The sequence below is a fragment of the Leptospiraceae bacterium genome, from assembly GCA_025059995.1.
GTDB lineage: Bacteria > Spirochaetota > Leptospiria > Leptospirales > Leptonemataceae > SKYB61.
On record JANXCF010000001.1, the window covers coordinates 264348 to 276770 of the forward strand.

The 12423-nt window shown below is 34.8% G+C and carries 12 protein-coding genes; 5 read left to right on the top strand and 7 right to left on the bottom strand.

The features are described from left to right. Positions 1-21 precede the first annotated feature (21 nt). Both NZ853_01275 and NZ853_01280 read left to right on the top strand, forming a co-directional pair. On the top strand, positions 22-1059 hold the full coding sequence (locus tag NZ853_01275) for a sensor domain-containing diguanylate cyclase (GenBank protein ID MCS7204308.1): 1038 nt from the start codon (positions 22-24) through the stop codon (positions 1057-1059). Between the two features lie 16 nt (positions 1060-1075). Continuing rightward, a complete protein-coding gene (locus tag NZ853_01280) occupies positions 1076-3682 on the top strand; it encodes a PEP-utilizing enzyme (protein ID MCS7204309.1) in 2607 nt (868 codons plus the stop codon). Between the two features lie 4 nt (positions 3683-3686). Here NZ853_01280 and NZ853_01285 read toward each other — a convergent pair whose 3' ends face one another. The 7 genes from NZ853_01285 to gatB all read right to left on the bottom strand — a co-directional run bounded on the left by NZ853_01285 (position 3687) and on the right by gatB (position 10201). Further along, positions 3687-4754 (bottom strand): 3-deoxy-D-arabino-heptulosonate 7-phosphate synthase, encoded by a 1068-nt coding sequence (locus NZ853_01285; protein MCS7204310.1) that lies wholly within the window; start codon positions 4752-4754, stop codon positions 3687-3689. A 101-nt stretch (positions 4755-4855) separates the two neighbouring features. Further along, a complete protein-coding gene (locus NZ853_01290; GenBank protein MCS7204311.1) occupies positions 4856-5350 on the bottom strand; it encodes a hypothetical protein in 495 nt (164 codons plus the stop codon). Next, positions 5347-6111 (bottom strand): NAD-dependent deacylase, encoded by a 765-nt coding sequence (locus tag NZ853_01295; GenBank protein MCS7204312.1) that lies wholly within the window; start codon positions 6109-6111, stop codon positions 5347-5349. The genes NZ853_01290 and NZ853_01295 overlap by 4 nt, the downstream gene beginning before the upstream one ends. A gap of 2 nt (positions 6112-6113) precedes the next feature. Further along, positions 6114-6755, bottom strand: coding sequence for a DedA family protein (locus tag NZ853_01300; GenBank protein MCS7204313.1), 642 nt, complete (start codon positions 6753-6755; stop codon positions 6114-6116). An 81-nt stretch (positions 6756-6836) separates the two neighbouring features. After that, on the bottom strand, positions 6837-8003 hold the full coding sequence (locus NZ853_01305) for an aminotransferase class V-fold PLP-dependent enzyme (protein ID MCS7204314.1): 1167 nt from the start codon (positions 8001-8003) through the stop codon (positions 6837-6839). 3 nt (positions 8004-8006) lie between these two features. Then, on the bottom strand, positions 8007-8753 hold the full coding sequence (locus NZ853_01310; protein ID MCS7204315.1) for a glycosyltransferase family 2 protein: 747 nt from the start codon (positions 8751-8753) through the stop codon (positions 8007-8009). After that, positions 8750-10201 (bottom strand): Asp-tRNA(Asn)/Glu-tRNA(Gln) amidotransferase subunit GatB, encoded by a 1452-nt coding sequence (gene gatB, locus NZ853_01315; protein ID MCS7204316.1) that lies wholly within the window; start codon positions 10199-10201, stop codon positions 8750-8752. The genes NZ853_01310 and gatB overlap by 4 nt, the downstream gene beginning before the upstream one ends. 85 nt (positions 10202-10286) lie before the next feature. On the opposite strand from gatB, the gene NZ853_01320 reads away from it, so the two are divergent. From NZ853_01320 to NZ853_01330, 3 genes are read left to right on the top strand one after another with little or no spacing between them, the layout of a single operon-like run. Next, positions 10287-11075, top strand: coding sequence for a ParA family protein (locus tag NZ853_01320; GenBank protein MCS7204317.1), 789 nt, complete (start codon positions 10287-10289; stop codon positions 11073-11075). Further along, positions 11047-11796 (top strand): hypothetical protein, encoded by a 750-nt coding sequence (locus NZ853_01325; protein MCS7204318.1) that lies wholly within the window; start codon positions 11047-11049, stop codon positions 11794-11796. Before NZ853_01320 ends, NZ853_01325 begins: the two co-directional genes overlap by 29 nt. Next, the gene (locus NZ853_01330) at positions 11793-12371 is read left to right on the top strand and encodes a hypothetical protein (GenBank protein ID MCS7204319.1); all 579 of its coding nucleotides are present in this window, start codon (positions 11793-11795) and stop codon (positions 12369-12371) included. The genes NZ853_01325 and NZ853_01330 overlap by 4 nt, the downstream gene beginning before the upstream one ends. Positions 12372-12423 lie beyond the last annotated feature (52 nt).

Below are 12423 nucleotides of genomic sequence, written 5' to 3' on the forward strand. Positions count from 1 at the left end.
ATTAGCAATAAGAAAATCAATATGGATTGTGAAAAATTACAGAAAACCATTGATAAATTATATGAAATCTTAGAAGCTAATCGTTATTTATCATCAACATTGAATCTCACAATCGTTTTAGAAAGATTATTAGAAAAAGCAAAAGAGGTGGTGGAAGCAGAAGCATCAAGCTTGATGCTGTTGGACGAAGAAAAACAAGAGCTTTATTTCCATACAATTTTAGGAGAGAAGAAAGAAAAATTAAAAGATATACGATTAAAGTTAGGAGAAGGGATTTCCGGATGGGCAGCTCAAAACCAAAAATCAGTTTTGGTGGAAGATTGTTCTAAAGATCCAAGATTTTATCGAAAAGCTGATGAAACGTCAGGATTCGTAACACGTTCTATGATGTGTGTACCATTGATATTTCGTAATAGAGTTTTAGGAACAATTCAAGTTTTAAACAAAACACAGAATCGCAGCTTTGATTCTGAGGATCTAAGAATCATAGAAATCATGGCATCTCAAGCAGCAATAGCAATAGAAAATGCAAGATTGCATGCTTTGGCAACAATTGATAATGCCACCGGTCTTTATCGAAAGGAATATTTTTTAATGAGACTTAAAGATGAATACAGAAGATTTCTTCATAGCAATGTGCCATTATCTGTCCTAATGAGTGACATCGATTATTTTAAAAGGATCAATACTGAGTATGGGCATATTGGGGGAGATATAGCCTTAAAAGAATTAGCTAATGTAATATTGAATGTTATACACGAATCTAAAGAGGATTATGTTGCTGGTAGATATGGTGGTGAAGAATTCTGCGTGATAGTCCCCAATTCCACTGAGGATAAAGCAATGGAGTTGGCTGAAACAATAAGAAAGAAAATATATGATCACGAATTTTACATAAATGATAAAAAAGCAAGAATCACTATTTCCATTGGAATTTCGAGTTTACCAAAACATATGGATTATATTCAAAGTCATGAAGATTTGATCAAATTGGCTGATGAGGCATTATATATTTGTAAGGATCGAGGAAGAAACTGTTGTGCAATATTTGAAAAATGACTTATAGGAGTTGATTATGAACCAAATTTATGTATTTGAAGGAAAAGGTGAAGTTTATGATCAAAATATATATGAACGTGTAGGCAAAAGAGGTAGAAGAATGTTAGAATTAACGGAGATGAAGATCCCAGTAGTGCCAGGCTTTATAATTGATAACGAATATACTCCCAAACTTTTAACTGAGGATTTTATCCCACTTTTGCGAAGGGGATTAATTTTTATTGAAGATGGTGTTGGAAGAAAATTTGGTGATGCAAATAATCCTTTGCTATTAAAAGTTGTAGTAAGTTCAAATTTTAGTTTGCCTTTTTATCCTACTGTTTTCAATGTGGGATTGTCCCCGCAAACCATAAAAGGTTTCGCTAATTTAATTGGAGAGAGATCTGCATGGTTTGAATATGGATATTTGATACGCACTATTGGAACGAAAATCTTTGATATTGAACAGAGAAAATTTGATGAGATATTATCAAAATATGATGATACAGCGGAAGGAGTAAAACAAGCTGCTTTTGAAATGTTGGAACTCGTAGGGAAAGAAAATGTTCCTGATGATCCCTATCAGCAACTACAATTAGTAATAAAAAATTTAGCAAAACGATATTACGATCCAGAATTGGATAGGGAAGATCCACCTGCCATGCTTGTGCAAGGAATGGTTTTTGGTAATTTGGGAGAAGACTCAGCTGTAGGAAATTACTATACTCGTGACATCATTACGGGAGAAGATGTTTTAAGGGGAGAATTCCTTCTCAATCGTTATACTTTGGATAGAGAAGGAGAAGACATAAACAAACTTGATGAAAAATACTTAGTTGAATTAAAGAGAATAGGAAAATCAATCGAAAGAAAGTTTCGCGAAATTCGAGAAGTTAAATTCATCATCGAAAAGAAAAAGTTATGGATCATAAACCAAACGGAAGTCGATAAAAAATCAACGCAAGCCCATTTGAGAACTCTTCTGGATTTATTAAAGGAAGGAGTCATAACAGAAGAATGGCTCGTAGAACAAATCCCTCCTGGTCAGTTGGCGACCTTGCTTCATGCAGTCGTAGATGAAAAATCATTAAAAGAAATTCCATCTATTAAAGGTGGTTTGACGGGAGCTCCCGGAGCTGCCGTTGGAAGAGTTTACTTCAACTCTGATAGATTAATGGAGGCTCACAGAGAAGCTATTTTGAAGGGAGAGGATACTCGATTGATTCTTTGTGTTCCTGCCTCCTTTGCAGAAGATGTAAAGGCAATAGAAGTAGGAGTGGGAGTTCTCTCTTCTGAAGGTGGATATTCTTCTCATGCACCTGTTGTGGCACGTTCATTGGGTAAAGTAAGTATCGTTCATCCCGAAATTAAAATAGGAGAAAATTTCTTTGAATACAATGGTCATCGTATTAATGAAGGAGATTACATTACCTTAGATGCTCCGGTTTACCGAGAACCAACGATTTATTTAGGAAAAGCGAACCTTATCACGCCTGATATCCATAAAAATGGTTTAGTGGAATTCATTCAAGTTATAAAGAAATTTATTACAGAAGATTTTGTTGTTAGGGCAAATGCAGACTTAGCTCGGGATGCCAAAGTAGCAAAAATGATGGGAGCTTACGGAATTGGTTTGTGTCGAACAGAACACATGTTCTTCGAGGAACAAAGAATTAATAAATTCAGGGAAATGATATTATCGAAAGATTATAACGAACGTGTAGAAGCTCTAAAAGAACTAAAACCTCTGCAAAAAAATGATTTCTATGAATTATTCAAAATCATGGCACCTTATCCAGTAACTATACGACTTTTGGATGCGCCATTACATGAATTTCTTCCAAGAAATGAAGATGCTTTTCGTGATTACATACAATATTTACAACAAAAGGGATTAAAACCTAATGAAAAAGAAATCAAAGAAAGAATCGATCGTTTGCATGAATTTAACCCCATGTTGGGTCATAGGGGATGTAGGGTAGCAATTACTTATCCAGAAATCTATGAAATGCAAGTAAGGGCAATTTTCGAAGCCGCAACTCAACTAAAAAAAGAAGGAATAGAAGTAGAACCAGAAATCATGATCCCCATCGTGATGAATAGTAGTGAGTTGAAGTTTATCAAAAATGGGAAATTGATAGAAGGAAAATACATAAAGGGGATTCGAGACATTGCAGAAGAAGTATTCAAACAAGAAGGTGTTCGAGTCAAATACAAAGTGGGAACAATGGTCGAGCTACCTGCCGCAGCTTTGCAATCTCATGAATTAGCTCAGTATGCAGAGTTTTTTAGCTACGGAACAAATGACTTAACTCAGACAACTTATGGCTTAAGTAGGGATGATATTAATTCCTTCTTCCCTGCATATACAATGTATGATTTACTTCCTGGAAATCCGTTCCAAGTTTTAGGCGAACCTGTGAAAGAACTCATTTTACTCTCTGCCGAGAGAGGAAAACTTACAAGACCAAATATAAAACTAGGTCTTTGTGGTGAGCATGGAGCTGATCCTTCAAATATCCCTTTCTGTATGGATGAAGCTAAGTTAGATTATGTTTCAGTTTCTCCTTATGGTATCCCTATAGCGTTGTTAGCGGTAGCCCAACACAATATTAAGAAGGCAAAAGAAAAAGCAAAAAAATAAAAAACTACACGTTTTGATATTCTTCTATGTAATGTCTTTGGTATTTTTTTATATTGTAGAAAATATTTTTTGCATCTTCTATGATGTGGGCTAATGTAAAGGGATGAATGGATTGCTTTGGATCGTCTCCAATCCCTAATTGGGCTTTGATGTGTGTTTCAATGATCAATCCATCGGCTCCATAGGAAATAGCTGCTAAAGCTGCATGAGGAACATAATCAGACTTGCCAACGGAATGAGAAGGATCTACAATAACGGGAGCCCATGTCTTTTGCTTCAAAAGTGGAGTAATGCTTTCATCTGGATAATTCCTATATCCTACGATATTTGGTTGAGTTCCTCGTGGGCAAAGAACTACATTAGGATTTCCATGCAAGACGATATATTCAGCTGCACTTATAAATTCATCAACAGGTGCCATATGGATTCCTCTTTTGAGCAAAACTGGAGTTCGTGTATGCTGAGTTAACTCGCCTACTTTTTTTAATAGAGAATAATTCAAGGCATTTCGTGCTCCAATTTGGATCATGTCAACTTTAGCGGAGATGGCTATTTCTAATTGCTCATCATCCATTACTTCTGTTATGATGGGGATTTTGAATCTTTCTCTCGCTTCTAATAAAATTTCTAAGGCTTTTCCATCACCTTGATAAGAATGTGGGCTCGTTCTTGGCTTCCATACGCCACCTCTCAATACATCCGCACCTGCTTCTTTAATAGCATGGGCACTTTCATAAAATAGAGACGGATTTTTGGGATCAATTGTGCAGTGTCCTGCTATAACAATCAATTCCTCGCCAGGCACTTTGCCAGCGATTCGGAATTTGTTTTTCGCAAGTTCAGACTTCCTATCCATCAATTTATAAGGTGATTGGATTAGACTGACACGTTCAACAAAAGGAAGTCCTTCAATACGATTGATCATGAGTTCATTACGTTCATCGCCTTTTATAGCATAAACAGTCATGGTCTCCCCAGGAATAGGGATTACATCACAACCAAATTCGTTTACAATCTTTTTGATAGCAAGGAACTCTTCTTGTGTGAATTCTTTATGTTTTGGTATTATCATTTAATGGCTCCTCTTAGATGAATGGAATAGAATATATTTTAAACAAAATCCAAAAAATAAAAGAATTTCTAATCAGGCAAGAAATTAATTATGATTGTTTTTTAACGTGGTTGTTTTTCAGCTTCATAGTTTTGATGATTAATCCTTACGATTACTTTATAGATATTTGCTGTTGATACAAAATTTGGAAGATTTATAATAAGTTTGGGGTTTTCTTTGCTTAGCTTTTTTTTCGTAAATGTTGGTTGGAATCTTAAGTTATAGGAATTTTGATTGTGCATATAGATAAATTGTATCTCTTCTAAAAAGAAAATATTTTTCTCGTTCATCTCTGATGCGATTGTGATTTCGTGATTTAGTTCAAAGTTCAAAATTAAAAGCTGATCTTGAATGGTATAGCTAATTTTTTGGATAGCTTTGGATTTTTGTTGTATAAGCAATCCACTTTTTTCTAAAATGAAGAGAACAATCACAATAATCAATATGTTTAAAAAAATCATCCAAAAGGTTTTGTTATAAGGGGATTTCTTATGTTCTCTTATGTATTCTTCGATTTCTTTTTTGACTTGCTCTGGAGTTTTATAATAATACTTCATTGGATTTTTTGTAGTTGGGATTTGAAGCTTTTCCACAATTTCGGAAGAGCCTCAGCAGATTTGAAATTCAAAACTACTTCCGCAAATTCACTATAATACGAACGTTCGGGGTTTATTTCTAAAATAAAAGCTCCTTTCATTTGGGCTTGTTTTGCAATGTATACTGGAACATAAACTTGTCCCGAAGAACCAATGATAAAAATAATATCAGCTCCATCAAAAAATTCTTGGATGGAATTTAATATTTTTATATCATACATCTCTCCAAACCACAAAACATCTGGTCTCATGAGGGAACTACATTTCGTACACTTGGGGGGAATTTCATTTAAAGGGGTATCTAAAAATTCTTTGTGTCCACAAAAAGTGCAGCGTGCCTTCCAAATGTTTCCATGAATTTCAACAACATTTTTTGATCCTGCTTTTTCATGGAGTCCATCTACATTTTGTGTAACAAGAAGGAATTCTTCAAAAAATTCCTCCATTTCAACGAGAGTAATGTGAGCTAGATTTGGTTTTGCATTTTTGATGATTTGTCTTCGCATTTCATACCATTCCCATACTAACACGGGATTTTTACGAAAAGCTTCTGGGGTTGCCAGTTCTTCTGGTCGGTAGTTTTTCCAGAGCCCGTCATTACCACGAAAAGTGGGAATACCGCTTTCATTTGATATTCCAGCGCCTGTCAAAACCCCCAATCTTTTTATGTTTTTGGGGATTTTCTGTAGGACCTGCTCAATGGCACTATCGAGATCACTCATATCTAAAAAGATTTTTGTTTTAATTTCATTTTAATGTAAATAAAAAAAACGATTATTGAAATAAGAAAAATAGTGATGAAGTAACTATAAAGCTCAATCCATTCAACTACTTTTCGCCAATTTTCGGCTAAGATATAGCCACCAGCAAAAAGAAGACTATTCCAAATCAAAAGACCAACAAAAAACGCAATAGAGAAATAAAAAAGATTCAACTTCATCATGCCTGCAAAAATGCTAACAAAAAACCGAATCCCAGCAAAAAAACGAGAAGCCGCAACAAAAAGAAAACCCCACTTCTGGAACCATAGTTGTGTGGTTTGCAGATTTTTCTCAGAAATGAGGTCTTCTAAAGCTTTTCGTAAGAAGCGTGTATGGATTTTGCTATGAGTTTTGTGAGCGAAGTCTAAAATGTTTTTCCCAAAAAAATACATAGTAAATGCACCAATGAAATTACCTATGGTTGTTGATAGATAAGTCGAAAAAACATCAATCACATTGTGATAAATCAAAAACCCTGCAAAAACAATAAAAGTATCACCAGGCCATACAGGAAAAATATTTTCTGTAAAAGTCGAAGCAATAAGAAATAAATGAATAAAAAGTGGGTTGAGATTTTGTAAATTTTGTATAATCGTTTCTACCATAACAACCTCAAATTCAAAAAAGAATTTGTGATTTTAAAGGAAAATGACATTTCTATAAATGTTTTGGATTTCGATATAAATTTATTGTGAATTTACAATCTTTAGTAGAGTCTCAGCAGCTTTTTGGATTTCTTCTTCTGTAATCATGATGTGGGGAGCTATGCGAAGGTAATTTCCTCTTACAGTGCAAACCAAAGAATGTTTACGAAGGATTTGAGCTACTTCTTGCGGATTCTTAACAATCGCAGAAAGTATCCCTGAGCGGTTTTCAAAAGGAAACTCAGGAATGAGGATATGTTTGTTTTTCTTTATGATTTCTTTGAAAATTTGATGTAATTTTTGAATGTGAGAAAAAATCTTCTCAGGACTATATGGCAGAATCAAGCCTTCGATACATTCCGTCAAAGCAATCACATCACTATACGAAATTGTGCTATATTCGAATTTACGTCCATCAGTATGTGGTTGCCAAGTGTGATTTAGATAATCCTGCCCTTGAATCATCACCTCAGCTCCAACGTTCATCAACTCAATTTTATTTCTGAATTTTTCTGAAGTATATAAAATTCCACTTCCTAATGGTCCCAACAACCACTTCCAACCAGATGCAGCGATGGCAGAGATATTCCATTCTTCTGGGTATAACGGAATAACACCTAAACTTTGAGCTGCATCCACAATCAAGTCAATATTGTGAGTTTTACAAAAATCTCCCAGCTCCTTCAAGTTAGCAGCAAATCCCGAAGTAAATTGAACATGACTGATGGCTATGATTTTAGTATGTTTCGTAACAATCTTTTCTATATCTTGCATAGAAAATCCGTATACAAAACCATCTGGGACTTCTTCTGGATTTAAAAGAACGGATTTTGTATTAGGGATGATTTTGAACTTTGCTTTTTGTTTTCGTTCTTGGAGTTTCCAAGGGTAATGATTCGATGGATATTCAAAAACAAAGCTCAAAATTTCGTCTTTGTCTGATTCGAAAGGATAACCATTCGCAATTAAGGATAACCCTTCGGCAGTATTTTTTACGAATGAAATATTCTTTTCTGAGGTTTTTAATAATTTGGCAACGCTCTCATGAAATTGTTTTAAAACATTTGGATATTCGAGAAAAACCAGAGCTCCCAGTTGACTTTGTAGATTTTCAAATTCTTGTTTTTTTCTTCTTGCAGGTTCATAGAGGGGAGAGACTCCGCAAAAATTTAGATAAATGTATTTGTTTTTAAAAGGGAACTGATCCACTGATTAAGTAGTTTTGTTTTGATATTGAAGTTGGAACTTCCGATCAGATTTTTTTAATACTCGAAGGTAGTAATGATAACGAACAGTGTGTCGATCCAAATTCTCCCCAAAGCTTCGATCGTTTGTTACGTAAACACGTGCAACCGGGATTTCTTTGATGGTAAGCTTATTATAAAAAGAATAAGCCCAAAATTCCATTGGAAAGGCATACCCTTTTTCTTCAAATACCTCAGGTTGAATGTTTTTGAGTCGATAGCGTTTAAATCCACAAAAAGAATCAGTCAAATAGAAATGATATGTCTTGTTGAGTTTTGCAGTAATTCTTTTGTTGATTTCAATCCTTTCAGGTGGTGGATCGACTCCAGCAATTGGAGATTCTGGCAAGTATCTTGAGCCAGAAACTACATCTATTTCTTTTGATTCTTGTATGAACTTTTGAAGATCCTCCACTTGATGTTGTAAATCACAATCCATCGTTATGAGGTAATCGTAATTAGCTTCTTTTGCCATAGACATTAAGAAAATAATTCCTGCACCATAACCTTGATTGGGATATTGATGGATTACTTGGATTTTCGTTCTGTTGGGTGTTTTGATTTCATCAAGGGCATGGCGAGAACCATCTGTGGAACCATCATTTATCACTATGATTTCGTTGATCTCATCTGGAAGATTTTTTAGTAGTTTCTCAAAAAAAATGGGAATAAACTTTACTTCATTGTAAACAGGGATTCCCAAAAGAAACGTCATGACTGGGTTTTTAGGGTTTTGATCTTTTCGTCGATGTATCTGTGAACTTCATCAGGTGGAGCTTGACCTTTGGTTTCTTTCATCACTTGTCCAACTAAAAAGCCTTTTACTTTTTCTTTCCCATTTAGAATTTGTTGAACCTGTTCAGGGAATTGTTCGAAAATGCGATCGATCACTTGTTTTACATTATCAAAATCAATTGGTTTATAGCCATATTTTTCGATTACTTCTTCAGTATCTAAGTTCTCTTCGTAAATGTGTTCGAAAACTTGCTTTGCTATTCTTTGTGTGATTTTTCCTTCATTAAGAAGTTTGATCAAAGTTCCCAAACGCTTAGGAGTGCAGGCAAATTTTTGGATGGGAATATCAAGTTTATTAATGACTCCCAAGACTTCATCTTTTACCCAGTTTGAGGATTTCTTGGCATCCCCAGAAACCTTCACAGTTTCTTCGAAATACTCAGCTATTTCTTTTTCTCGGGATAACACGATTGCATCGTATTCTGGAAGTCCAAATTCTTTGATGTATCGATCTCGTTTTTGATCTGGGAGTTCTGGCATTTTCTTTCGGATTTCTTCTACCAGTTTTGGGCTTATCTCAAATACAGGTAGGTCTGGGTCTGGAAAGTATCGATAGTCTTCGGCATCTTCTTTGGTTCTCATTAAGCGTGTTTCTTTTTTGTCTGCGTCCCATAGGACTGTTGATTGAATGATTTTCCCCCCTGATTCTAAAACAGAAATTTGACGTTCAATTTCGTAATCAATCGCATTCCTTACAGCTTTAAAGGAGTTTAAATTTTTGATTTCTACTCTTGTTCCTAAAGGTTCATTGGGTCCTTTTCGAACGGAAACATTTGCATCACAACGTAAACTTCCTTCTTCCATGTTGGCATCAGAAATCCCCAGAGCTCGTATCATCCCTCTAAGGGTTTGTAAGAAATACCAGGCATCTTCACTACTACGAAGATCAGGTTCGGTAACAATTTCCAATAATGGAACACCAGCACGATTCAAATCAACAAACGAAACAGCCCGTCCACCATAATAACTATGAAGTAACTTCCCTGCATCTTCTTCTATGTGAATTCTGTGGATGCGGACACGAACTACTTCTTGATTGGGTTTTTTAAATTCCACGATTCCATTTTTTGCGTAGGGTTGATCATACTGAGAAATTTGGTATCCTTTTGGTAAGTCAGCATAAAAGTAATGTTTGCGATCAAACTTGGTGATTCTTGCTATTTCGCAGTTCATAGCTAAAGCTGCCATGATTGCCATTTCTAAAACTTCTTCATTCAAAACAGGAAGACATCCAGGAAGCCCAAGAGTCACCGGACCTGCTAAGGTATTGGCGGGAGCTCCAAACTCATAAGGATCATTACAAAAGAGTTTTGTTTTTGTTTTAAGTTGGCAGTGGATTTCTAAGCCAATTACTGCTTCATAACTCATATTCACGTTTTTTCCCTTGTGTTTCCTCTATCAACAAAAAAGAAATTGTAAAGATTTTGCGAACTTAAAAATAGATTTTGCTTTTATGAAATTTCCCAAAATCATTTCTTTTGCGAATCAAAAAGGAGGTGTAGGAAAGACCACATCAGCTCTTCAGTTATCATTTCTTCTGAGTAAAAAAGACTTTCGTGTTTTGTTGGTTGATATTGATCCACAAGCAAATACAACTTCTATTTTTTTTGATGTTCACACAATACCCATAGAAGAAACCATTTATACCGTTTTAAAAGAGCCGAGTGTTTTAAAAGATAATTTTATCCCCAAACAAACAAAATGGCAGAATCTTTCTATTTTACCATCAACGTTACAGCTCTCTGAGTTGGAACCCTCACTCATTGGCGCAATTGATGGTTTTTTTCGTTTGCAGGATGCATTTTCCCATATAAAAAATCACTATGAATTCATAATCATTGATTGTCCTCCGAATTTAGGAATGCTAACCCTAAATGCTTTAATCACTTCGGATTATGTCATTATTCCCTTGCAAGCAGCGAAATTTTCTTTAGAAGGAATAAAAACCATCCTTCAAACCATAGAAACATTGAACACGAAGTTTCATTGCCATATCCAAGTTTTAGGTGCATTGATGACCATGTTCAACGAAAGGACTACTATAGCGAAGACCATGTTAGAAGAAATGAAAAAATACTTATATCTTTTTAAAACCACGATTTCTCATAGTGTGATTGTAGAAGAATCCTACATTATGAAGGAACCCCTTTACACGTATGCGCCAAAATCAAAAGTTTTGAGTCAATACCAAACCTTTACTGAGGAAGTATTAAATGAAATCCAAAAAAGAGAAGCTTACTAAAAAAGTTCAAGAAGAAGTTCAAAAGAATATAGGGAAAGAAACTCAGCCAACCTACAAAGAAGTATTACAAGAAATCCAGCAATCACCAACAGAACAAACTCAAACCTCAGAAGTAAAATCACACGAAATATCAGATCAGACACAAAAAAGAAATACTGACGAAAAAATCAAAAAAAATCAAGACAAATCCAGCCAAAAAGAAAATTCGGAATATATGTCTACAAAACGGGATTCAATTTATAATGTTTCGTCAGATATTCGATTAGAAGATTACGTCGAAGAACCCCAGAAAAAAGATTTCGGACCTTATCTTCGCTATGTCCTTATTTTCTTAATTATTTTACTTTTGATATTTGGTCTTTGGAAGTTGGGAACTTGGCTATTTGCCCCTAAGTATTATTTATCTATTTCTAATACAGAAATCACCGATGAAAACTATAAAACTTTTATCAAAAATAAACAAATTCCTTTATATCCGGGACAGCTCATTCACATACGTTTTACTTATTTAGAACTGAAATCCAACTTTTATACAATACAAATTCTCAGAAAAGATGGAGCTGCTCTCAGCGAAGAAGCCACTTTTGGAAGAAAAATCCCAAGAACCGTAAATTATATTTACTATGCAGGAACGTTGGATCCCGGAAGTTATGTAGTGAGAGTGTTTGATGAAAATCGTGAGATCTTGATTGAAAGAGAAATTGAAGTTGTTTCACAATGATAAAGAAATTTTATAATTTTTTTTTATTAATTCTTGTTATTTCGTGTGATCGATTATATTATCCTCCTAAACCTCATGGTGTGAATGAGAGAGCGGTTTTTAATTCGAAAACAAAAATGTGGGAATACAAGGATGAACAAAAAGAAATCGTATGGTATGAGGATGGCAAAATTTTTCGTGAAGCACAAAAAAAGGGAGAGCTGTATCATGGAAAGTTTAAGCAATATTTTCGAAATGGAAAGGTATCTCAAGAAGGAATATATGAAGAAGGGTATCGAGTGGGAACATGGTATTATTACTACCCAGATGGAAAATTTTATTTAATCATAAATTATCAAAAAGAACCAGTAAGTAATTTCTTCTTTTTGAATTCAACGACAGGAAATGAAAACGGTCTTTACAAACGTTTTTATCCTGGAGGTATCATAGAAGAAGAAGGATATTTTTTAGGGGGGAAACTTCATGGGAAAAGGATTCGCTATCACAAAAATCAACAACTTCATTTTGTGATGGAATACGAGCAGGGTGTAGTAAAACGATATACAACATTTCATCAAAAATCAACCATGGATTGAACTCCATAAGAAACGTAGAGGTTTCGGGAGTGGATTTTTTGAGAATTTGGAT

Excerpts from the sequence above, each read along its gene's own strand:
- NZ853_01275 (MCS7204308.1), top strand. The coding sequence starts at position 22 with ATGGATTGTGAAAAATTACAGAAAACCATTGATAAATTATATGAAATC.
- NZ853_01280 (MCS7204309.1), top strand. The coding sequence starts at position 1,076 with ATGAACCAAATTTATGTATTTGAAGGAAAAGGTGAAGTTTATGATCAA.
- NZ853_01285 (MCS7204310.1), bottom strand. The coding sequence starts at position 4,754 with ATGATAATACCAAAACATAAAGAATTCACACAAGAAGAGTTCCTTGCT.
- NZ853_01290 (MCS7204311.1), bottom strand. The coding sequence starts at position 5,350 with ATGAAGTATTATTATAAAACTCCAGAGCAAGTCAAAAAAGAAATCGAA.
- NZ853_01295 (MCS7204312.1), bottom strand. The coding sequence starts at position 6,111 with ATGAGTGATCTCGATAGTGCCATTGAGCAGGTCCTACAGAAAATCCCC.
- NZ853_01300 (MCS7204313.1), bottom strand. The coding sequence starts at position 6,755 with ATGGTAGAAACGATTATACAAAATTTACAAAATCTCAACCCACTTTTT.
- NZ853_01310 (MCS7204315.1), bottom strand. The coding sequence starts at position 8,753 with ATGACGTTTCTTTTGGGAATCCCTGTTTACAATGAAGTAAAGTTTATT.
- gatB (MCS7204316.1), bottom strand. The coding sequence starts at position 10,201 with ATGAGTTATGAAGCAGTAATTGGCTTAGAAATCCACTGCCAACTTAAA.
- NZ853_01320 (MCS7204317.1), top strand. The coding sequence starts at position 10,287 with ATGAAATTTCCCAAAATCATTTCTTTTGCGAATCAAAAAGGAGGTGTA.
- NZ853_01325 (MCS7204318.1), top strand. The coding sequence starts at position 11,047 with ATGAAATCCAAAAAAGAGAAGCTTACTAAAAAAGTTCAAGAAGAAGTT.
- NZ853_01330 (MCS7204319.1), top strand. The coding sequence starts at position 11,793 with ATGATAAAGAAATTTTATAATTTTTTTTTATTAATTCTTGTTATTTCG.